This is a genomic window from Sphingobacterium lumbrici (assembly GCF_006476045.1).
GTDB classification, from domain to species: Bacteria; Bacteroidota; Bacteroidia; order Sphingobacteriales; family Sphingobacteriaceae; genus Sphingobacterium; species Sphingobacterium lumbrici.
Genome location: NZ_SRZY01000028.1, coordinates 73,546 through 96,064, shown reverse-complemented (window position 1 = coordinate 96,064; position 22,519 = coordinate 73,546). Strand labels below are relative to the sequence as shown.

Below are 22,519 nucleotides of genomic sequence, written 5' to 3'. Positions count from 1 at the left end.
TTCAACATCAAAATCAGGTAGTTAAGTAATTTCCATCATATTAATTGCGTAAGTATTTCTGTAACTTGTATTCATAAAATCAAAGATCATGGGACAATTACAAGATAAAGTCGCTATCGTGACGGGAGGTGCATCCGGTATTGGCAAAGCCATTGTAGAACTGTTTGTAAAAGAGGGCGCAAAAGTGGTCATATCTGACCTCAACGAACAGTTAGGACACCAACTCGTCAATGAACTTGGTGATGGAAGTACATTATTCATAAAGGCCGATTCTTCTTCTGCAGAAGATAACAAAAAAATAGTGGAAGCTGCGATCGAAAACTTTGGTGCACTGCATATCGCTGTCAACAATGCCGGTATAGGTGGAGACGCGGCGATCGTAGGCGATTATCCCCTGGATTCTTGGAAAAAAGTGATTGATATTAATTTAAATGGTGTTTTTTATGGTATGCACTATCAATTACCGGAAATAGAAAAAGTAGGCGGAAGTATTATTAATATGGCTTCCATATTAGGCCAGGTCGGATTTGCACAATCTTCGGCCTATGTCGCCGCCAAACATGGTGTGGTTGGCCTAACAAAATCAGCCGGATGGGAATATGGAACAAAAGGCGTACGCATCAATGCCATTGGCCCTGGTTTTATTACCACCCCGCTCATCGACACTAACCTCGATCAAGCAACGACCGACTACCTGGCTACTCAGCATGCTTTACAGCGGTTAGGAAAGCCTCAAGAAGTGGCTGAACTTGCGCTGTGGTTAGCGTCTGACAAGTCTTCGTTTGTTACCGGCTCTTACTATCCTGTTGACGGCGGATATTTAGCTAAATAGCATGCGATTGAAAAGTCAGAAAGAGCCGATATTAAATTAAGCAAGATTCGGATTTTATCTGTACTTTTCAATTTCGAACTTTGGGTATGACAATAACACAACAGCAGATTAATTACGAGCGTATTGCCAAAGCAATAGCATATATACAGCATAATTTCCGTCATCAGCCCAGTTTAGAAGAACTTGCTGCCCATGTACACATCAGCCCTTTTCATTTTCAGCGGTTATTTACAGAATGGGCAGGTACAAGTCCAAAAAAATTTCTGCAATATATCAGCGTATCGTATGCAAAAAGCCTTTTAGAAAACCAAAAACATACTGTTTTTGAAACGGTCTACGAAACCGGTTTAACCAGTAGCAGTAGGCTTCACGACCTATTTGTCCAAATTGAAGGCATGACTCCTGCAGAATATAAGAATGGTGGTCAAGATCTTACCATATACTATAGTTTTAGTTTTACCCCCTTCGGGGAGAGTTTGATTGCCTCTACCGAAAAAGGACTTTGCTATATGGCCTTTGTGGAAGATACTACCCAGGGGTTTTACGATCTTAAAAAGAAATTTCCCAACGCCACCTATATCAAGAAAGAGCTAGATATCCACCGTGAAGTGAATGGTATCTTTAACCGCGAGAATACAAACTTACCGCAACTTAAACTCCATCTAAAAGGTACTCCTTTTCAATTAAAGGTATGGGAAGCACTGCTAAAGATCCCGATGGGAAGTCTTTCTACTTATGGCACTATCGCAAAACAAATAAATCACGAAAAAGCCTCCAGAGCAGTAGGAACTGCTATCGGAAGCAATCCAATCGCCTACCTTATTCCCTGTCATCGGGTAATTCAATCAACAGGGGTATTCGGAGGCTATATGTGGAACCCAACCCGTAAGGCGGCTATAATAGGGTGGGAAAATGCACAATTAGATCCGGAACAAGATGAAACTATTTAATACATCGGATTCCATAAAAAATCTGCTTCCCTATGATGGCACGGCTAATTACTATGGAGTTATCTGTAGTTCAGCGGATCACTATTATGAACGTTTGATGCATCATATTGCTTGGAAAAACGATGAAGCTATTATATTTGGAAAGCATATTTATACGAAAAGAAAAATTGCTTGGTATGGAGATCTTGCTTTCGAGTACAGTTATTCAGGTATTCAGAAGATTGCGTTACCGTGGACATCCGATCTGCTCGTATTAAAAGAATTGGCAGAAACTATAAGCGGAGAAACTTTTAATTCATGCCTGCTTAATCTATACCATAATGGAAGCGAAGGAATGGCCTGGCATAGTGATGCCGAAAAGGATCTGAAACCCAATGGAGCTATAGCTTCTATGACATTTGGCGCACAGCGGAAATTTTCGTTCAAACACAGAATCAAGAAAGAAAAGATAGATATCTATCTCGAACATGGAAGTCTTTTGGTGATGAAAGACAGTACCCAATCACATTGGCAGCATCGTCTTCCCCCAACCAAAACCGTATCACATCCACGCATCAATTTAACTTTTCGAACGATTCTCCGCTAATTCTTAAGCCGGAAAATTACAGTGGTATTCACTAAAAAAATAAAAGAAGAGAGAACGTGGGTGCTCTCTCTTCTTACTATAGAGCATACTTCGTCTTAAGGATCAATTCGGACAAAATTACCCTGATTATTAAATACCAGATCCAACCCATTCGACAATTCGACATCGAAGTTGCCATTCTCCCTCTCAATGCTATTAAAATCAGCATTTGGATAATTTGTATTTACATAATTCACAATTGCTGGGAGTATAAAAGTGGTTGGAATAGCGATATTATCTGCGGCATCCACCTCTTTCCAGTTTCCATTCTTATCAAATGTAACTTCCGTACGATTGTCTAGTAGCACTTTGTATTCTGTACCCGCAAGCCCTTCCTTTTCTTTTGTAACACTTAAGACAACAACGTTATTAAAATGTTCCTTCAAAAATGTCGCGCCTGTTGCTGGCAGATCATCTATTCCAACAATTTTCTCTTTTTCACATGAAACACTTACGAGAGTGATCGTCAATAATAACGATAATCCTAAAAGTAATTTTTTAATCTTCATTCTATTTATATGTTTTTTAATCGTCAATGCGTACGAATTTACCTTTTTTGTTATACTCTAAATCCAAACCATTTGTCAATTCGACTTCGTATTTGCGGGACGATTTCGAGATCTGAACAATATTGTTATTCGGAAAACTCTTTTTAATGTGTGCATGTATAGATGCAGGTACAATGTTAGTCGGTACAGCATGCAGTTTCGCGTCGACCTCAGTCCAGTTCCCCTTACCATCAAATTCTATTTTCACACCATCTGTTAGCACGACTTTATACTCCTTCTCCGCAAGAAATTCATTCTCCATAGTAATATAGGATACCGTAGCTTTTGGATAATAGGTCTTGATAAATGACTGTGCAGATTGAGGTAATTGCTCAAGCTGAATAATCTTTTCTTGTGCTTGAACTGTCATAACAGCCATAAGGAAAACAGCTGTTAGCATGCTTTTAATACTTGTGTTCATATCTAATATTTATTTAAGTAATCGTGTAGAAAAGCGTTCATGGATTTGCTACACTTGTTCAAACAAATTTCAGACACGAATTAGGAAAGATTTAGGAATTAAGAGCGAATTAACGAAAAAACATGGAAATTATTTTCAAATCGGTACGCTATCTCCAGATTCGGACACGTCTCAACGATCGACTTGACAATCGAAAGCCCTAAGCCATTGGATTGGCTATCTTGATATCCCTTATGGAATCGTTCAAAAATATATTGTGGATTCAATGCTCCTGATGTACTTGAGTTACAGATATCCAGTCTATTGAAAGAAATCTGAATGTCTATTACACCGGGATTGGTATTGTATTTAATCGCATTACGAAGCAAATTAGAAATCAATATCCTTGCTAAATCTGAATTACACGAGGTGCTAAATATGGTTTCTTCGGTTAAATTAAATTTTATCTCCCGAAAACTAACAAAATCTTCGACATCCCGTAAAAGCTCTTTTATTAGTTCGTTAAAATTTACATTTTCAACTTCTTTATATTGGTGATTATCTATCCTAGACAACATCAAGAGTGACTTATTAAGCCCCACCATCCGATGGAGCGATTGTTTGGCTTCAGCTATTTTAGTAAGCTGTCGTTCCGAAAGTTCATCGTCTTGCAACAAGAGATCCAACTTATTGATTGTAATTGCCAATGGTGTCTGCAATTCATGAGAAGCATTCTCCAAGAACCGCTTTTGTTCAGTAAATACAGATTCGTTACGTTGGATCATGAGATTGATCTGCCTGTTCAATTCATTGAATTCCTTAACTTTCGTTTCTACAGGTTGAAAAGACGATACGTTTCCGAAACGATAGTTGCTGAGATTAGAAAGGATTCTCGTAAATGGAAGCCACGCTCTGGTTAATATCAACTGGTTTACCACGAGAATACTCAGGATAATAACCATGTAAAGTACAGTTAGAGAAATCGCTAAATTGATTAAAAAGTCATCTTGTTCTACCGTGGAAGTCCGTATCTCCAGTAGGTAAGGATTCCCCTCCTTGCTATAAAATCCAGTTCTCAATACCCGATAAGGTTCATCTTCCTCATCATAAGGCATATAAATCAATTCATTCGTAAAATGGTTTCGGTCTGTAAAATCCTCGACATTACCGGGCAATATCCGAAACTGATTAATTCCGAATTCCCTCGTGTTGTTTAGTACATCCGAATTGGTATATGCTTCTCGGATAATTTCGATTTTTTGATTCTTCAGCCCATCATCTACATTGTCGTACACTTCATCCATCAATACCGCATAAAATAACAAGGCCCATACAGCCATCACGACCAATATGGTAATGATAATGTATCTATTTGTATAATTCTTGACAGAAACGTTCATAACTAAATCAACTTATATCCCACTCCATAAACCGCCTGAATATCTATTTGCGCATTCGCGTCTTTCAATTTGCGTTTTAAGTTCTTTATTTGTGAATAGATAAAGTCCAGATTGTCAGCTTGATCGATATTATCTCCCCATACTGTCTCCGCAATAGTCGTTTTCTCCATCAGTTTATTCGGACGCAGCATCAAATAGTACAAAATATCATATTCTTTCCTGTTTAATGTGATATCTCTATTACCTATCTGTACTTGTCTTAAATCTGGGTTCAATTTAACATCTTTGTAAGAAATAACTGGATCTCCATGGTGCATGTGACGACGAATAATGGATTTAATCCGCGCTAACAATTCTGAAAGATGAAATGGTTTTGCCAAATAATCATCTGCTCCAATTTCTAAACCCAACACTTTATCTTCAACCGAATCCTTAGCAGATAATATCAGTACGGGCTGGTCTTTTTTTTCCTTCTTAAGCACGCGAAGAATATCCAAGCCATTTCCTCCGGGCAGCATAATATCCAATAATACACAATCGTATGGATAGGAAAGAACTTTCTCCACAGCTGCGTCATAATCCGTCGCAGATTCTATCAGGTAGTTTTCCTGTTCTAAAAATTCCTGTACACTATGCAACAATTCTACTTCGTCTTCTATGATTAATATTTTCATTCGTGTATCGTTACTTTGTGTCCTCTCTCGTTTTAGGCGAGTTCGGTGCAATTATTGATAAGTGGTCGATAAGTTTTTCTGTTTAAAAATACAATCTTAATTACAGAAATAGGAAAAATTTAGGAATTGAACTAACAAGCATTAAAAGTTTTAGGTTCATGCAAACTATTTTTCGTGTTTTTGTTGTAAATCAGCACCAAAAAACATTCAAAACATAAACAATTAAATTACTTTTACGTTATTAACAAGTAAGTCATAAAACAGGATAACTTAATATACTCACATAAATTGAACAGACTCAGCCGTATTTTTCTAAAAACCATTCTGTGGGTCGTAGGCTCTGTAATAGCCTTGCTTCTATTAGCTATTTTCTTAATAAGATTACCCTCCGTCCAAAACTACGTAGTCGGAAAAGTAACTAATTATTTAGAAACCAAAATTGGCACACCGGTAACTATTGGCTATATCAATATCACTTTCCCTAAGAAGCTGGTTTTGGAAAACATCTATTTTGAGGATCAGAGTCAAGACACGCTCTTAGCGGGAGAAAAGTTGTCCGTAGACATCAATATGTTCAAGTTATTTAAAAATACAGTCGAAATTCAAGAACTTGATCTCGCAGGTATTACTGCCAAAATAACACGTACAACACCAGATGGGGTATTCAATTTTGATTATATATTAAGAGCTTTTACCACAGAAAAAGAAAGTACCGATAAAGCCGATACTACTTCGGCATTGGTATTTGACATTGATAAGGTCAATTTCGATCACATCCGTTTTTCTTACAAAGACGACATGATCGGCACTTCTGCAGATATTCGTTTAACGCATTTTGATACCCGTGTAAAGAATTTTGACTTAACCAACAATATGTCTTTTGACATGCCGGTCATTCATATCATGGGGTTGAATGCAGATATCAAGCAATGGTCTCCGTCCACGACGGCTCCTAGTCCTACTGCGGAAGATTTTGGCATTACAGACCAATCTGTAGAAAACTCTTCACTATTACCCAATTTGGCCACCAAGTCAGTCATTCTCAAAGATATTTTAGTGCGGTACACTGATAGTTCTTCGGCGATGAATACCAAATTCGACATTAAAAACCTATCGGCAAATGTGGCAGAAATCGACCTTAATAAGGAAGTCGTTAGACTAAACGAAATCGTGTTGAAAGGTTCAGATTCGTATGTATTTTTTGGAAAGCAGAATAACGTTAAGGCAGACAGCACACCGACAGATACCAGTTCATCAATGAATTGGATTGTCTCAGCAGACAAGCTTTCGATAGAGAAAACTAATTTTTGGTTTAAAGACGATAATCAAGCCCGTACAAAAGGATTCGACTATTCGAATATTAAGATAACCGATCTTGCCGGGGGATTGGACGACCTCTACTACTCTGCAGATTCCATTTCGGGTTCCCTCTCTAATCTTTCTGTAAAAGATCATTCCGGCTTTTATCTCAAACAGCTAAAAGCTGATTTTGTGTATTCACGTACTGGAGCAACGATTGAAAATTTACTAGCGGAAACTAATAAAACCATTATTCGTGATTATATCAAAGTAACATATCCTTCCCTGGAAGCCATCAGCAGTAATCCAAGTGCCATGACTATCGATGCCCGCATCAGTAAAAGCCAAATTGATATGTCAGATATACGGTATTTTGTACCTGACCTGGAAAATATGGATGCCATGAAATCATTAATGACCAAACGGTTTTACGTAGACGGCCGCGTACAAGGCCGATTAAATGACCTCCATATTCCAAAACTGGAATTTAAGACCCTTGACAATACGCATATCATTGCCAGCGCAGCTATTAAAGGGTTGCCGGATATAGATCGTATGAATGTCAATATTGACCTTAAAAAGCTAACAACCAGCAGACGTGATATCGAACAACTGGTCGATACATCCCTACTGCCCGACAGTATACAACTACCTACCTCCATTTCATTATCTGGCACGTTAAAAGGAGGGATGTCCGGCGGAGATGTCAATATGAGTTTGATAACCGATAAAGGAAATGCTACAGTAAATGGTTCATTGAGTATGGGGCAAAGAGATACCACTTACGATGCATACGTATCGATCGATGACTTTAATATAGGTCATATCTTAAATCAGGATTCTGTATTGGGAATCATTGCTATGGAAGCCAACATAAAAGGGCGCGGGCTAAATCCACAGACCATGATAGCCGAAGTCAATGGAACAGTTAACAGACTAGATGCAATGGGCTACAGTTATCAAGGAATTGTACTTGATCTCACTGCGAATGATGGAGATATTGCCGGAAAAATTGTTAGTCCCGATCCAAATATTAAATTCAATCTTGATCTCGCCGCGGATATGAGGCCGCAATATCCTAAAGTGAATATGGAACTGATGATCGATAGTGTTAATCTAAAGAATCTGAATCTAACGACCGATCATATCCGTTATCATGGGAAAATAACTGCAGATTTTGAAACTGCAGATTTAAATTATCTGAATGGAAGAATTGACGTTAAGCAGTCTTCTATCGCCTATAACGAGAATCGATTTACGTTGGACACCATATCACTGATAGCGATCGCAGACACCAGTAGACACACACTGGTGTTAAATTCAGAATTTTTACATGCGCATTTGGTTGGAAAATATAAACTTACTGAACTCGGAAGTGCTATACAAGATATAGCCCAAGTATACTACAATCCTAAAAATGTGTCTCCAGATACTACCCGATACGAGGATCAAAACTTTGAATTTTCAGCTTCCATAAACAATTCCAGATTTATCCGTGACTTCTTTCCACAGCTTGAAGAGATGCAGGATGTAACACTGGATGGTACTTTTAACAGCAAGAACAAAAGTATTATGGCTAAACTAATTGCGCCAAAGGTGATATATGACGGCATGGAAGTTGAAGATGTCGGTATAGACATTAATACACTAGATAGCACACTCTATTATTCGGCACTCATCAACCGGATTAAAATCAGCAATATCGAATTAATCAACACCGTATTGAGCGGAAAAGTCATTGAAAATAATCTTGATTTTGGCCTGTGGATTAAGGATAAACAAGAGAAAGACCGTTATCATCTAGGAGCAAAAATGGCCGTTAACGAAAATAATTATATGTTAAGCCTATTTGAAGACGGTCTTATGCTGAACTACGGTAAGTGGAATATTTCGCCTGCCAATCAAATTACCTTCGGTACAGATGGCATTCGTGCTCATGACTTTAGACTCTCCAACAACGGGCAGGAACTGTTGATCCAGTCACAAGACTCTGCATTAAATGCTCCAATAGATATAACATTCAATAATTTCAGGATTGAGACCTTCAGTAAAATGCTCGAATCCGAAACGTTAAACCTTGGTGGCGGCATCAATGGATCTGCTACAATATCCAGATTAGAAAGCAGTCCTGTCTTCGTTTCTGATCTAGAAATACAAAAATTCTATTTTGGAAAAGATACCATAGGTAATGTACTCGTAAAAGTGAATAATGAAACCGAAAATACATTTGCGGCCGATGTTCGCATTACCGAAAATGGAAATAATGTTCAGTTAATAGGTGAATATTACACTCCTCCTATCGGCGAATCAAGCTTCAATGCTACACTAGACCTAAAGCCAATGAAATTGAAAACGGTAGAAGCGTTTAGTTTGGGTTATTTGCAAGGTACAGCCGGGGACCTCACCGGTTCACTCAAAATCTCAGGTACGCCTCAAGTACCTAAGATCAATGGTGATTTAATCTTTCAGCAAGGTAAATTAAATGTAACGGTGCTAAATGCCGATTTTTTAATGGACAATCAAAAAGTCACATTTAATAATCAAGGTATACAATTTAGACAATTTGAAATAAAAGATCTGAAAGGCAATAGAGCAAGACTCAATGGAACTATACGGAGCACTACGTACCGCGATTTTGTTTTCAATCTAAATTTAACCACCGATGATTTTGCAGTCGTAAATTCAACTCGTGAGGATAATGATCTCTTCTTTGGAAAACTGTTCGTTACGTCGAACATTCGTATTACAGGAGACCTCAATAAGCCAAAAATAGATGGAAATATCAAAGCAAATGAAAACACTGACTTTGTACTGATCGTACCTAATGACAACCCCGGAGTAGCCGAGCGTGATGGCGTAGTAAAATTTGTCAACAAAAGTGATACCGCACGTACAAATGTCTTTGCCAAGCTAGATTCCCTGACAACAGCATCCTCATTATCGGGGTTTGATCTGGCACTCAATCTATCCACAGACAGAGAAGCAAAATTCAAAGTCATTATCGATGAGGGGTCGCAAGATGCACTTAATATACAGGGGGTAGCCGAACTAAATACCACTATAGATGCCAACAGTAACATTACGATGTCGGGTACATATACTGTCGAAGACGGAAACTATTCCTTCAACTTTGGTCCGGTAAGCAGACAATTTAATTTCCAAAAAGGGAGTACTATCACATGGAATGGTGATCCATTAGATGCCCGGATGGATATCACGGCACTATACAAAGGAAAATTTCCCACGCTGGAATTGGTGAGTAACCAAATCGGTGCCGAAAATCAGAATCTCTATAAACAACGTATTCCATTTGATGTCAAATTAATCTTAACGGGTGAATTATTTAAGCCTAATATCAATTTCAATATTGATCTAGATGAGAATAATGCTATTGTCTCCCAAGATGTTGTGAGCAAAGTCAATATAGGCCTATCCACACTTCGTGATGATCCGGCAGAATTGAACAAACAGGTATTTTCTTTAATTATCCTTGGGAGATTTATGTCTGCCAATCCGTTCGAAAGTCTATCGGGGGGCGGTGGAGTTGAGGGTATGGCTCGGAATTCCGTCAGTTCACTACTCACAGCGCAATTAAACAATCTCGCCTCCGATTTGATCAAAGGTGTAGAACTAGATTTCAATTTGCAATCAGAACAGGATTACCTAACCGGGTCGGGACAAAACAGGACTGACTTAAATGTAGGTGTTTCAAAAATGCTTTTTGACGACAGGCTTAAAGTTACAATTGGTTCCAATTTTGAAGTCGAGGGTAATACACGCCCCGGAGAAAAGCCCAGCAATATTGCCGGTGATATTTCACTGGACTACCAATTATCCAAGGATGGCAGGTATTTTGCGCGGGTGTACCGCAAAAATCAGTATCAAGCTACATTGCAGGGGCAGTTTGTTGAAACGGGAATTGGCTTTATCACCACGATGGATTATAATAAGTTTAAAGAATTGTTTATGAATTCAAAGGCTCTGGAAGAATATTATAATACGGATACTCGAAGTTTCAGAAGAAGATTTGATGTGGAACGAATGGATTCCGACTCTGTATATCGTGACAGCGTGCGGCTGGTCTTGCGCGACAGTTTGATGAAACATAGTCCGGAATTTCGAAAACGAGTACAGGAAAGAGATCAGGAGGAATTGAATCGACAACCGGATTCAACGAACAACAGTACCGACACCAATTCAACAAAAGCAATAAAAGACACGTCAAATACTGTAATAAGGAATGAAGATGAGGAAAGGAATGAAAATGATTAACCAAAAGATAGTAACATTGTTAGCTGTTTTTAGCCTCTTCATCAGCTCATGCAACTCTACCAAATATCTAGCGGAAAATGAGAGGCTGTATGATGGGGGTAAAGTGGAATTAAAGGTGGATACCGGTGTAGCCAACGATCGCAAAGTAGCTTTCGAAGAAAGTCTGGGATCTATGCTACGCCCGGAACCGAATGCTAAAATTTTGGGATGGCGATGGAAACTATCTCTTTGGAATATGGGGGGTGGCCCCGATACAACGACAAACTTTATTCGAAGATGGCTTAGACGTCAAGGAGAAAAACCTGTATTATTAAGTGATGTGAACCGCGAGTATAATGAAAACTTACTTCGGAATCGTTTAGAAAATCGCGGCTTTTTTAACGCGTCTTTTTCCTCGGATACCTCTATCAACGGAAAGCTGGCAACAGTCACATACTACGGTATTCCGAGGCGCATCTATCGAATCAATGTTGTCAAATTTGACATCGACAGTACCCGTCAAATCGGAAAAGACATCTCAGAAACCCGAGACAAATCCTTATTGCGAAATGGCAAAAACTACAATCTGGATGTTATCATTAATGAACGGGAGCGGATAGACGATGATCTTAAAAATCAAGGTTATTACTATTTCAGTCCGGACAACCTCTTGGTTGAAGTGGATAGTACCATTGGAGATCATAAGGTGAATATGTATGTTAATTTGAAACCTGAAACTTCAGAAAAATCCATACAGCCGCAAAAAATTGGCAACATATTTATTTATCCCGACTATACACTGAACACCCAAGGATATCAGCGGCAGAGCCGTCCACGAAATCTGGAATTGTTCGACAATAATTATTACATTGTCGATCGTAATAAGACCTACCGCAGAAAAGTACTCACCAATCATATCTTTTTTAGACGAGGAGAGTTGTATAATCGCTGGAATCATAACCAGACCATTAACCACTTGGTTAATCTAAATACATTTAAATTTGTCAAAAACAATTTCGAAGATAATCCGGACTCGACAAATACATTAGATGTATATTATTATTTAACACCACTACCTAAAAAATCCTTACGATTTGAAGTATTAGGCAAGACCGCTACGGTCTACAACGGGTCTGAAGCAAATGTTACTTGGACATTACGGAATGCATTCCGGGGTTTTGAGACATTGACTTTGAATGCTTTTGGAGGATATGAAACACAGACCGGTGGTAATGTTAATCTAAACTCATCCTATTACAGATACGGTGCAGAAGTTGCCATTACCTGGCCTCGCTTATTATCACCGTACAAATGGGCTCCGTCAAGGAGGTATATTCCGCGAACCTATTTAAAACTGGGCTATGAATTTTTAAACAGACGTACAGCTTATACACTAAATTCTACCAGTCTTAATTATGGATACAATTGGAAAGAAGATGACAGAAAACAACATGACTTGGCACTTGCCGAAATTATATACGTGCAGCCCCGTAATGTGACCCCCGAATACGAAGCACAAATGGATACTGTACCTACATTGAGACACATTATCGAGCCTCAGTTTTCGTTTGGTCCGAATTACAACTTTACGTATACCAATACTATGCAACAGGAAAAAAAGCACACGTTTTATTTTAAGGGAGGAATCAATCTTTCCGGAAACGTTTTAGGTCTTATCCAAGCTGCTAATATACAAAAGGGGAACACCAAAACCCTTTTCAATACAGTATATAGTCAATTTATCAAGGTAGAGGGTGATTTCAGATATTACATGAAATTATCGCCCAATTCACAACTAGCTTCCCGGATTATGATCGGAACGAGTTATTCTTATGGAAATTCGCGTTCCCTTCCTTATTTGAAACAATATTTTACAGGTGGCCCAAATGGACTTCGTGCATTTCAAGCGCGGTCTGTAGGCCCCGGATCTTCTCTCCCGGAAAATCTAGGTCGGGACAATTTTTTTGCCGATCAGACTGGCGATTACAAGCTCGAACTCAATACGGAGTACCGTGCTAAAATAGCAGGATTCTTACATTGGGCAGCATTTGTAGATGCCGGAAACATCTGGTTGCAAAATAGGGATGATAATAAACCCGGCGGCAGATTTTCAAAAGAGTTTCTATCTGAGCTAGCTGTAGGCGGTGGTGCCGGTCTGCGATTCGATTTTGATTTTTTGATTTTAAGAACAGATTTTGCCATTCCGTTTCGAATTCCCCACAATACCAAGTCAGATCGATGGGTATTCCAGGATATCGATTTCGGCAGTGGAAAATGGCGGGAAAATAATCTGATTTTCAATTTGGCGATAGGTTACCCTTTTTAAAGACAAATCCGAAGAAATTTCTTCAGATTTGTCTTTAAAAAGATTCGGTTTTTCAAGCAATATTTCGTAAGTTTAAAAAGACAACAACTCAAAATAGATGCTATGAAGTTAACCGTTATTGGTGCTGGTGCTGTAGGAGCTACAACAGCAGATAATCTGGTCAGAAGAAACATTGCCGAAGAAATTATTCTTTTGGATATTAAAGAAGGCGTAGCCGAAGGGAAAGCACAAGATATGATGCAAACTGCCGCTTTATTGGGATTTGATTCCAAAATAAAGGGTGTAACAAATGACTATCTGCAGACAGCAGGATCTTCTGTTGCTGTTGTCACTTCCGGTCTTCCGCGGAAACCAGGCATGACCCGTGAAGAGCTAATAGGCACCAATGCAAATATCGTCAAGTCTGTTGTTGAAAATTTAGTGAAATATTCTCCGGACATCATCATTCTGATCGTATCAAACCCTATGGATACGATGACCTATTTAGCACTTAAATCGAGTGGATTACCAAAAAACAGAATAATTGGAATGGGAGGCGCACTGGATTCCGCACGTTTTAAATACCAGTTAGCCACTAAACTCAACGCTTCTCCTAATGATTTAAATGCCCTTGTAATCGGTGGTCATGGTGATACAACAATGATCCCTTTAATTAATCATGCCACGTGGAACAGCATTCCCGTCACTCATTTTCTGGATCCAGTAGAACAAGAGGAAATAGTTAAGAAAACGATGGTAGGCGGAGCAACCCTTACCGCACTGATCGGTACATCCGCCTGGTATGCTCCCGGAGCAGCTGCAGCCGCTATGGTAGAGAGCATTGTATTAAACCAAAATCGATTATTTACGGCTTCTGTATATCTGGAGGGTGAGTTTGGGGAGGAAGATATCAATATCGGTGTCCCCGTTATCCTTAATAAGAATGGCTGGGAAAGAATCGTTCCTATTCAACTAAGTGATTCTGAAAAAGAACTTTTCAAAGCCAGTACTGATGCTGTCCGAAACATGAATAATGTGCTAAAAGAAAGTAATCTAATATAACATAAACACATCGAATATACACCAAACACGAACAGCTTTTACTTTTTTAATGTATATCATACCCTTAGAAATTCTTAGTCTGGAAGGAGACGGCGTTCACATTATTGTAGACGCAGAGATTTTTGATAAACCATTTAAAATGGTTGTAGATACAGGAGCTTCAAAAACAGTTTTAGACAAGACAACGCTTTTAAATGCCGGAATCGAAGAACATAAACTTCAAAATACAAATATACTGTCAACTGGCTTGGGTATTACCAACATGGAGAGTTTTATCTTAGATCTTCCTCTCCTTAAAATCAATGACTGGTCAACAAAAAAAATTCAGGTCGCTGTACTGGATCTCTCATCTATCAACTACGCCTATCGGCAAATGAATTTTACTCCCGTCATCGGTGTGCTAGGTGGCGATATCCTATTGCAATACGGTGCGGTAATTGACTATAAAAAATGCACGTTGAAGTTGCGATCCCGAGCTTCTCACCTTGAATAAGCCGCCTATTGATCCCATAAAATATAACAGCACTTTTAGTTCCGAGTGAAGCAAATTTTCAGGAGAGGGATACTTAATCGTAAAGGAAGGCTTTTATTACCCTACTTTTTAAGATTAACTCAAATCTTTTGCTACGGTAGGCAATAACGACGTATAAGAGATGATAAATAGACACGAAAAAAGCTTCCTTAATTTAAAGTAAGCTGATTTCGTGTTAAAATCTTTATAGTTGTAAAGAATATAACTACCTTTGTAACAGCTTATAAAAATATAAAGTTTTCAAAACTTTCATAAAACTGTTTTTCAGCAATTTACGAGCTCATACTTCTTTAAGAATATTAAAAACAATTTATTTTACACATGAAATATCCATGTAGCACAGGCCTTACAAAACACCGATGAATGCAATTTGGATATTCCATATAACCTTAAAAAAAAACAAAATATATACGTATGAAATTTTTTATTGATACAGCCAATTTGGCTCAAATCAAAGAAGCGCAAGATCTAGGTGTCCTTGATGGAGTTACTACAAATCCAAGCCTAATGGCAAAAGAGGGTATCAGCGGTGAGGAGAACGTGATTAATCACTATAAAGCGATCTGTGCGATTGTTGATGGAGATGTGAGTGCAGAAGTTATCTCTACCAACTACGATGATATGATCAAAGAAGGTGAAGCTTTAGCTGCTTTAGATAACAAGATCGTGGTTAAGGTCCCTATGATCAAGGACGGTGTCAAAGCGATCAAATATTTTAGCAACAAGGGTATCAAAACTAACTGCACATTGGTATTCTCTGCTGGACAGGCTTTATTAGCGGCAAAGGCCGGTGCAACGTATGTTTCTCCTTTTATTGGCCGTCTTGACGACATCTCAGTAGATGGATTAGGGCTGATCGAAGAGATTCGGTTGATCTATGACAACTATGGTTTTGCTACCCAAATCTTAGCGGCATCCGTACGTCACAGTGCACATTTATTAGGCTGTGCTAAGATCGGTGCAGACGTAATGACCGGTCCATTATCGGTGTTTACCTCTTTATTAAAACACCCGTTAACAGATAGTGGCCTAGCTCAATTTTTAGCAGACCACGCAAAAGCTGCAGGTAAATAAAAACCATTTTTTTTAATACCGAACCTCTCTGTATCAATGCAGAGAGGTTTTTTTATACCCTAAATTTTATGTAATTTTACACGTATGGATAGCGAAGAAAACATTCAGAAAACTGCCGAAGATTTCACACGTCTTTTAAGATCAAACAACCTTAAAGTAACGCAACCTCGTATTCGAGTTTTAGACACTATTTCAACGAAAACCGCAGCAATTTCACAACCTGAGTTAGAGAAATTACTAGGTGCGGATATTGACCGTGTTACACTTTACCGCATTCTCGCCAGCTTTGAAGAAAAAGGAATTTTACACAAAATTTTTGACCTAAACGGTACAGCAACTTACGCCATCTGTTCTACAAAATGCAGCGAACACCATCACCATGATCAGCATGTACATTTTATATGCTCAGTGTGCAATAGCGTGTATTGTCTCAATGAAATTTCTATACCTAAAATTAATCTTCCACCCAAATTTTCCTTACATTCTATTGCAATAAATGCGGTAGGGCTTTGTGAAAGTTGCCAGTCAAAGGCCTAAAAACACAATCCCTTTTAGTTCTATTTACAACGTCCCTTAAAGAGGTTACAAAAGCAATTCGTGATGTAAATGGTGTGCTAAATTACAACAAAACAATAAAAGCTAAAATTTTATCAAAACAAACACAAACTACTTAATAAGTGGTATTTAAATAAAAAAATAAAACAAATAGTTTAAATAAAATATTTAGCAAAATACCAAAAACAAACACAGCAAAGGCATGCCCCTAGTCCAATTGACCCAAAAGCACCCGATGTCACCATAAATTTAGCAAAAACAAACATAATAAACTAATAAACAAAACATTAAAACAACTAAAAGAAACAAAAAGTAAATATAAATAAACACAAATACAATAAGCAGTGAATCCATTCCAAAAAAAACCGATTCAGAAACTATTTTTTTGTATATTGTACAAAACAAGCATACCACCCGTATGTTATGTTGATACAAGTAGTCTGTTCTCCCCTACTTCAAGAAAAACAAAGTGAGATAAAAAAATAAACGAATGAAATCAAAAAAAGAGAATCCTTATAAAGAAGTTTTGACACGGATGATCGTGGATGTTTTCGAAAAGTCCGACAATCAAAAACTCAACTATAAACAAGTCGCCGCAAAACTCAACATATCCGATTCGGATTCAAAAGTTGCTATTGCAGACATCCTCAACGACGCTTCCAAATCCGGGTTATTTACTCAGCCCGAAAGAGGAAAATTTAAGCTGAAACAGCTCAATGTCTATGTAACCGGGAAGGTCGACATGACTGCCGACGGATCGGCCTACATTGTACCGAATGACGAACTCGAAAACGACATCTTTGTAGCCCCCAGAAAACTCCGCCAAGCATTACATAATGACATCGTAAAAGTGCATGTTTACGAACGCGGCAAAGGCAAGAAAAGAGAAGGCGAAGTAGTCGAAATTATCCAACGCGCCAAAAGTGATTTCACCGGTACGATCGACGTCTCCCAAAGCTATGCCTTCTTCCTAGCCGATGACCGAAAAATGAATCATGACATTTTTATTCCGTTAGACAACCTCAATGGAGCACAAGATGGTGAGAAGGTCGTGGTATCGATCATCGAATGGCCAAAGAATGCAAAAAATCCGATCGGAAAAGTAAAAGATATCCTAGGCAAGAAAGGAGAGAACAACACCGAGATGAACGCGATTTTGGCAGACTTTGGCTTTCCACTAAACTTCCCGAAAGAAGTAGACGAAGCAGCGAACAACATCTCCGGTGAAATCACAAAAGAAGAAATCGCCAAACGACGCGATTTCAGGAACACCCTTACCTTTACCATAGACCCTGCCGATGCGAAAGACTTTGATGATGCGATTTCTTTCCAGACATTAGAAAACGGAAATTACGAAATCGGCGTCCATATCGCGGATGTCTCGCATTATGTCACGCCGGATAGCGCACTGGATAAGGAAGCTTTCGAGCGCGCCACGTCGGTATACTTGGTCGACCGCGTGATCCCGATGTTACCCGAGCGGTTATCGAATGATCTATGCTCGTTACGCCCACATGAAGACAAGTTATGTTTTTCTGCAGTATTTGAAATAGATGAAAAAGCAAATATCCTCGACCAATGGTTTGGGCGCACGATCATACATTCTGACCGCCGATTCAGCTACGAAGAGGCACAAGAAATCATAGAGAACAAAGAAGGGCAATTTTCATCCGAACTCCTGAAGCTAAACGAACTCGCTTATATCCTCCGAGAACGCAAATTCAAAAACGGAGCTATTAGTTTCGAAAGCGAAGAAGTAAAATTCCATCTGGATGAAAACGGCAAACCACTGGGCGTATATACAAAGGTCAGAAAAGACGCTCACAAACTGATCGAAGATTTCATGCTGTTAGCCAACCGCAAGGTGGCCGAGTATATTGGAAAACAGGGTCGCGGGAAAAACAAGCTTACCTTTGTTTATCGTTTTCACGATGTACCTAAACCGGACACTTTAACGAACTTCTCCCAGTTTGCCCTCCGCTTCGGACATAAGCTGAATATCAAATCCGACAAGGAGACAGCTAAGTCCCTTAACGCACTGATGACAAAAATCGAAGGTTCAAAAGAGCAGAACCTTTTAACTTCCCTTGCCGTACGATCTATGGCGAAAGCCATCTATACAACCAAAAACACATCCCACTACGGTCTTGCGTTCGATTATTACACCCACTTCACCTCTCCTATCCGGAGATATCCTGATGTCATGGTCCATCGCCTGTTACAATTCTACTTAGATGGCGGCGGTAAAGTTAATGCCGAACATTACGAGAAAATGGCAGAGCACTCCTCGCAGATGGAGAAAAAGGCAGCTGAGGCCGAGCGCGCATCGATAAAATACAAGCAAGCTGAATTTTTACAAGATCAGATCGGTGTGGAATATAAGGGCTTAGTGTCCGGTGTAACCGAATGGGGTATGTATGTAGAAATAGCGGAGAATAAATGTGAAGGAATGGTACGTCTTCGTGATATTACAGACGACTTTTACACCTTAGACGAAAAGAACTACGCTATTATCGGTCAACGGAAAAAGAAGGTATATCAATTAGGCGACGAAGTTCAAATCAAAGTAAAGAAAGTAGACCTGGAAAAAAGACAAATTGACTTTATATTAATCAGCTAGGTTTGAAAAACATTTTACACATAAGTCTTTATATTTAAAAACATTATACATATCTTTGCAGACTTTTAAAAATTAATTTACATAAATTAAAAACAGAACAGGTAAATGCCTACTATTCAACAATTAGTTAGAAAAGGTAGAGTAGCTCTGGTAGACAAGAGTAAGTCTCCAGCGTTGGACAGCTGTCCACAGCGAAGAGGTGTATGTACACGTGTATATACTACTACCCCTAAAAAACCAAACTCAGCAATGCGTAAAGTAGCTCGTGTACGTTTAACAAACGGTAAAGAGGTCAACGCTTACATCCCTGGAGAAGGTCACAATTTACAAGAACACTCTATCGTATTAATCCGTGGTGGTCGTGTAAAAGATTTACCAGGTGTACGTTACCACATCATCCGTGGTGCATTGGATACATCAGGTGTAGCAGGTCGTAACCAACGTCGTTCAAAATATGGAACTAAGCGTCCTAAACCAGGACAAGCAGCTGCAGCTCCAGCAAAAGGTAAAAAGAAATAATTAAACGGAGGGAAAGAAAATGAGAAAATCAAAACCAAAAAAGAGAATCATTTTACCTGATCCAAAGTTTAACGACACTCAGGTAACACGTTTTGTAAACAACATGATGTACGATGGTAAAAAATCTATCGCATATTCAATTTTTTACAACGCAGTAGAATTAGTAGAACAAAAAACACAAGAGAACGGTTTAGAGACTTGGAAAAAAGCTTTAAACAATGTTATGCCTGCAGTAGAGGTTAAATCTCGTCGTGTTGGTGGTGCTAACTTCCAAGTTCCTATGGAAGTACGTCCTGATCGTAAAATCGCTTTGGGTATGAAATGGTTAATTTCTTACTCACGTAAACGTGGTGAAAAAACAATGTTCGAAAAATTAGCAGGAGAAATCATTTCAGCTTCTAAAGGTGAAGGTGCTGCTGTTAAGAAGAAAGAAGATACGCACAAAATGGCGGAAGCTAACAAGGCGTTCTCACACTTCAGATTCTAATTTTGAAAACAAAGAATCAAATATGATTACACCGATTCCAGATAATAGAACTCTTTCGATTATCGGAATCGGTGTACTTATTTTTACAAACATTGCAATTAAAGAAAGCTTTAAAAGGCTAAGTGCATAAAAATATTATGGCAAGAGATTTAAAATTCACTAGAAATATCGGTATCGCTGCGCACATTGATGCTGGTAAAACTACTACAACTGAACGTATTCTTTACTATTCAGGTGTAAACCATAAAATTGGTGAAGTTCACGAAGGTGCTTCTACAATGGACTGGATGGAGCAGGAAGCGGAACGCGGTATCACGATTACCTCTGCTGCAACAACTGTATTCTGGCAATACCGTGGTAACAAATACCAAGTCAACGTAATCGATACTCCTGGACACGTGGATTTCACCGTTGAGGTAAATCGTTCATTACGTGTATTAGACGGATTAGTATTCCTATTCTCAGCAGTTGATGGTGTAGAACCTCAGTCTGAGACGAACTGGCGTTTAGCCGACAATTACAAAGTTCCTCGTATCGGTTTCGTTAATAAAATGGACCGCTCAGGAGCCGACTTTTTAAAAGTAGTTGGTCAAGTAAAATCAATGTTGGGTTCTGATGCCGTAGCGTTGCAATTGCCTATCGGTGCTGAAGATTCTTTTACAGGTGTAGTTGATTTAATTAACAACCGTGGTATCGTATGGAATGAGCATGATAAAGGTATGACCTTTACAGAAGTGCCTATCCCAGAAGATATGCTTCAAGAAGTTGCAGAATACCGTGAAAAATTATTAGAAGCAGTAGCTGGTTATGATGAGACTTTGATGGAGAAATTCTTCGAGGATCCGAATTCGTTGACTGAACGTGAAATCTTAAACGCTTTACGTGCGGCAGTATTGGATAACTCTATCGTTCCTATGGTGTGTGGTTCATCTTTCAAGAATAAAGGTGTACAGACCATGTTGGATCTAGTAATGGAATTATTGCCGTCACCAATGGATTCAGAAGGTGTTAAAGGTACTCATCCCGATACAGGTGCAGAATTATTACGCAAGCCAGATGTTAACGAGCCTTTCGCAGCATTAGGTTTCAAAATTGCAACCGACCCTTTTGTAGGCCGTTTGTGTTTCATTCGTGCCTATTCAGGTAAGTTAGATGCGGGTTCTTATGTATTGAACACACGTTCAGGAAATAAAGAGCGTATTTCGCGTATCTTCCAAATGCACGCAAACAAACAAAACCCTATCCCTTTCATCGAAGCTGGTGATATCGGCGCGGTTGTTGGTTTCAAGGATATTAAGACTGGTGATACATTGTGTGATGAAAAACACCCTATCGTCTTAGAAACAATGAACTTTCCTGAGCCGGTAATTGGTTTGGCTATTGAGCCAAAAACTCAAGCTGACATTGATAAATTAGGTATTGGTCTTGGCAAATTAGCCGAAGAAGATCCTACATTCGTCGTAAAAACTGACGAAGAAACTGGTCAAACAGTTATCTCGGGCATGGGTGAGCTTCACTTAGAGATCTTGATCGATCGTTTGAAACGTGAATTCAAAGTTGAGGTTAACCAAGGTGCTCCTCAAGTATCATACAAAGAGTCTATTAACGGTACTTCAGAGCACCGTGAGGTGTTCAAAAAACAATCAGGTGGTCGTGGTAAATTCGCGGACATTAAAGTTGTTATTTCTCCAGCCGATGAAGATTACGATTTGACTAAATCACCTCTTCAATTCGTAAACGAAATCGTTGGTGGTAAAATTCCAAAAGAATTTATCCCTTCCGTTCAGAAAGGATTTGAAACATCAATGAAAAACGGTGTATTAGCTGGATATCCGTTATCAGGCATGAAAGTTCGTTTGATTGATGGTTCATTCCACGCAGTCGATTCAGATTCACTATCTTTCGAATTAGCGGCTCGCTCAGCATACCGTGAAGCATTACCAAAATGTTCTCCTGTGTTAATGGAACCAATTATGAAAATAGAGGTTTTAACACCGGAAGAAAATATGGGTGATGTAATGGGTGACTTAAACCGTCGTCGTGGTCAAATGCAAGGTTTGGACTCACGTAATGGTGCTCAAGTTATCAAAGCATTAGTACCTCTTTCTGAGATGTTTGGTTACGTAACACAATTACGTACAATTACTTCAGGACGTGCTACCTCTACCATGGAATTCGATCACTTTGCTGAAGCACCTCGTAACGTTGCTGAAGAAGTGATTGCAAAATCAAAAGGCAGAGTTAAAGGATCAGTAGAATAATATTGATTAAAGATCAAGGAGCAAAGATGAAGGACATAGAGTCTTTTATCTTTGTTCTTTAATCCTTATCCTTAATCATAAAAGTAAACCGACCGTCGGTTGCGAATAGCTCTAATCAACGGTCA

17 protein-coding genes are annotated in these 22,519 nt (G+C 38.9%); 13 read left to right on the top strand and 4 right to left on the bottom strand.

Annotation, left to right across the window (positions count from 1 at the left end):
- The first annotated feature begins 88 nt into the window (after positions 1-88).
- From E4F24_RS10050 to E4F24_RS10040, 3 genes are all read left to right on the top strand, one after another.
- Complete coding sequence (locus E4F24_RS10050) at positions 89-832, top strand: SDR family NAD(P)-dependent oxidoreductase (RefSeq protein WP_140938568.1); 744 nt, start codon at positions 89-91, stop codon at positions 830-832.
- Between the two features lie 86 nt (positions 833-918).
- Positions 919-1,782, top strand: a complete 864-nt coding sequence (locus E4F24_RS10045; RefSeq protein WP_140938567.1) for a methylated-DNA--[protein]-cysteine S-methyltransferase — start codon at positions 919-921, stop codon at positions 1,780-1,782.
- A complete protein-coding gene (locus E4F24_RS10040; protein ID WP_140938566.1) occupies positions 1,769-2,368 on the top strand; it encodes an alpha-ketoglutarate-dependent dioxygenase AlkB family protein in 600 nt (199 codons plus the stop codon). The genes E4F24_RS10045 and E4F24_RS10040 overlap by 14 nt, the downstream gene beginning before the upstream one ends.
- A gap of 95 nt (positions 2,369-2,463) precedes the next feature.
- Here E4F24_RS10040 and E4F24_RS10035 read toward each other — a convergent pair whose 3' ends face one another.
- From E4F24_RS10035 to E4F24_RS10020, 4 genes are all read right to left on the bottom strand, one after another.
- Positions 2,464-2,916, bottom strand: coding sequence for a PepSY-like domain-containing protein (locus E4F24_RS10035; protein WP_140938565.1), 453 nt, complete (start codon positions 2,914-2,916; stop codon positions 2,464-2,466).
- Positions 2,917-2,932: 16 nt separating this feature from the next.
- Positions 2,933-3,376: a PepSY-like domain-containing protein gene (locus tag E4F24_RS10030; protein ID WP_140938564.1), complete on the bottom strand. Its 444-nt coding sequence runs from the start codon at positions 3,374-3,376 to the stop codon at positions 2,933-2,935.
- A gap of 98 nt (positions 3,377-3,474) precedes the next feature.
- Positions 3,475-4,755 carry a sensor histidine kinase gene (locus E4F24_RS10025; protein WP_140938563.1) on the bottom strand — a complete coding sequence of 427 codons (1,281 nt, stop codon included), beginning with the start codon at positions 4,753-4,755 and terminating at the stop codon, positions 3,475-3,477.
- A 2-nt stretch (positions 4,756-4,757) separates the two neighbouring features.
- Positions 4,758-5,429: a response regulator transcription factor gene (locus E4F24_RS10020; RefSeq protein WP_140938562.1), complete on the bottom strand. Its 672-nt coding sequence runs from the start codon at positions 5,427-5,429 to the stop codon at positions 4,758-4,760.
- Positions 5,430-5,717: 288 nt separating this feature from the next.
- Here E4F24_RS10020 and E4F24_RS10015 point away from each other — a divergent pair, with 288 nt between their 5' ends.
- The 10 genes from E4F24_RS10015 (at position 5,718) to fusA (ending at position 22,394) form a co-directional block, all read left to right on the top strand.
- Positions 5,718-11,000, top strand: coding sequence for a translocation/assembly module TamB domain-containing protein (locus E4F24_RS10015; protein WP_140938561.1), 5,283 nt, complete (start codon positions 5,718-5,720; stop codon positions 10,998-11,000).
- Positions 10,969-13,305 carry a translocation and assembly module lipoprotein TamL gene (gene tamL / locus E4F24_RS10010; protein WP_140938560.1) on the top strand — a complete coding sequence of 779 codons (2,337 nt, stop codon included), beginning with the start codon at positions 10,969-10,971 and terminating at the stop codon, positions 13,303-13,305. The genes E4F24_RS10015 and tamL overlap by 32 nt, the downstream gene beginning before the upstream one ends.
- A 102-nt stretch (positions 13,306-13,407) precedes the next feature.
- On the top strand, positions 13,408-14,346 hold the full coding sequence (locus tag E4F24_RS10005) for a malate dehydrogenase (protein ID WP_140938559.1): 939 nt from the start codon (positions 13,408-13,410) through the stop codon (positions 14,344-14,346).
- 49 nt (positions 14,347-14,395) lie between these two features.
- Complete coding sequence (locus E4F24_RS10000) at positions 14,396-14,839, top strand: aspartyl protease family protein (protein WP_140938558.1); 444 nt, start codon at positions 14,396-14,398, stop codon at positions 14,837-14,839.
- 453 nt (positions 14,840-15,292) lie between these two features.
- On the top strand, positions 15,293-15,952 hold the full coding sequence (gene fsa / locus E4F24_RS09995; protein WP_140938557.1) for a fructose-6-phosphate aldolase: 660 nt from the start codon (positions 15,293-15,295) through the stop codon (positions 15,950-15,952).
- Positions 15,953-16,036: 84 nt separating this feature from the next.
- Positions 16,037-16,489: a Fur family transcriptional regulator gene (locus E4F24_RS09990; protein WP_140938556.1), complete on the top strand. Its 453-nt coding sequence runs from the start codon at positions 16,037-16,039 to the stop codon at positions 16,487-16,489.
- A 508-nt stretch (positions 16,490-16,997) separates the two neighbouring features.
- The gene (gene rnr, locus E4F24_RS09985) at positions 16,998-19,127 is read left to right on the top strand and encodes a ribonuclease R (RefSeq protein ID WP_140938555.1); all 2,130 of its coding nucleotides are present in this window, start codon (positions 16,998-17,000) and stop codon (positions 19,125-19,127) included.
- Between the two features lie 105 nt (positions 19,128-19,232).
- Entirely contained in the window at positions 19,233-19,646 is a 414-nt protein-coding gene (rpsL, locus tag E4F24_RS09980) for a 30S ribosomal protein S12 (RefSeq protein WP_002993550.1), read from the top strand.
- 19 nt (positions 19,647-19,665) lie between these two features.
- Entirely contained in the window at positions 19,666-20,133 is a 468-nt protein-coding gene (rpsG, locus tag E4F24_RS09975) for a 30S ribosomal protein S7 (RefSeq protein ID WP_140938554.1), read from the top strand.
- 137 nt (positions 20,134-20,270) lie between these two features.
- Positions 20,271-22,394 (top strand): elongation factor G, encoded by a 2,124-nt coding sequence (fusA, locus tag E4F24_RS09970; protein ID WP_140938553.1) that lies wholly within the window; start codon positions 20,271-20,273, stop codon positions 22,392-22,394.
- Positions 22,395-22,519: the final 125 nt, after the last annotated feature.

Coding starts and splice junctions, on each gene's coding strand:
- E4F24_RS10050 (WP_140938568.1), top strand. CDS start 89: ATGGGACAATTACAAGATAAAGTCGCTATCGTGACGGGAGGTGCATCC.
- E4F24_RS10045 (WP_140938567.1), top strand. CDS start 919: ATGACAATAACACAACAGCAGATTAATTACGAGCGTATTGCCAAAGCA.
- E4F24_RS10040 (WP_140938566.1), top strand. CDS start 1,769: ATGAAACTATTTAATACATCGGATTCCATAAAAAATCTGCTTCCCTAT.
- E4F24_RS10035 (WP_140938565.1), bottom strand. CDS start 2,916: ATGAAGATTAAAAAATTACTTTTAGGATTATCGTTATTATTGACGATC.
- E4F24_RS10030 (WP_140938564.1), bottom strand. CDS start 3,376: ATGAACACAAGTATTAAAAGCATGCTAACAGCTGTTTTCCTTATGGCT.
- E4F24_RS10025 (WP_140938563.1), bottom strand. CDS start 4,755: ATGAACGTTTCTGTCAAGAATTATACAAATAGATACATTATCATTACC.
- E4F24_RS10020 (WP_140938562.1), bottom strand. CDS start 5,429: ATGAAAATATTAATCATAGAAGACGAAGTAGAATTGTTGCATAGTGTA.
- tamL (WP_140938560.1), top strand. CDS start 10,969: ATGAAGATGAGGAAAGGAATGAAAATGATTAACCAAAAGATAGTAACA.
- E4F24_RS10005 (WP_140938559.1), top strand. CDS start 13,408: ATGAAGTTAACCGTTATTGGTGCTGGTGCTGTAGGAGCTACAACAGCA.
- E4F24_RS10000 (WP_140938558.1), top strand. CDS start 14,396: ATGTATATCATACCCTTAGAAATTCTTAGTCTGGAAGGAGACGGCGTT.
- fsa (WP_140938557.1), top strand. CDS start 15,293: ATGAAATTTTTTATTGATACAGCCAATTTGGCTCAAATCAAAGAAGCG.
- E4F24_RS09990 (WP_140938556.1), top strand. CDS start 16,037: ATGGATAGCGAAGAAAACATTCAGAAAACTGCCGAAGATTTCACACGT.
- rnr (WP_140938555.1), top strand. CDS start 16,998: ATGAAATCAAAAAAAGAGAATCCTTATAAAGAAGTTTTGACACGGATG.
- rpsL (WP_002993550.1), top strand. CDS start 19,233: ATGCCTACTATTCAACAATTAGTTAGAAAAGGTAGAGTAGCTCTGGTA.
- rpsG (WP_140938554.1), top strand. CDS start 19,666: ATGAGAAAATCAAAACCAAAAAAGAGAATCATTTTACCTGATCCAAAG.
- fusA (WP_140938553.1), top strand. CDS start 20,271: ATGGCAAGAGATTTAAAATTCACTAGAAATATCGGTATCGCTGCGCAC.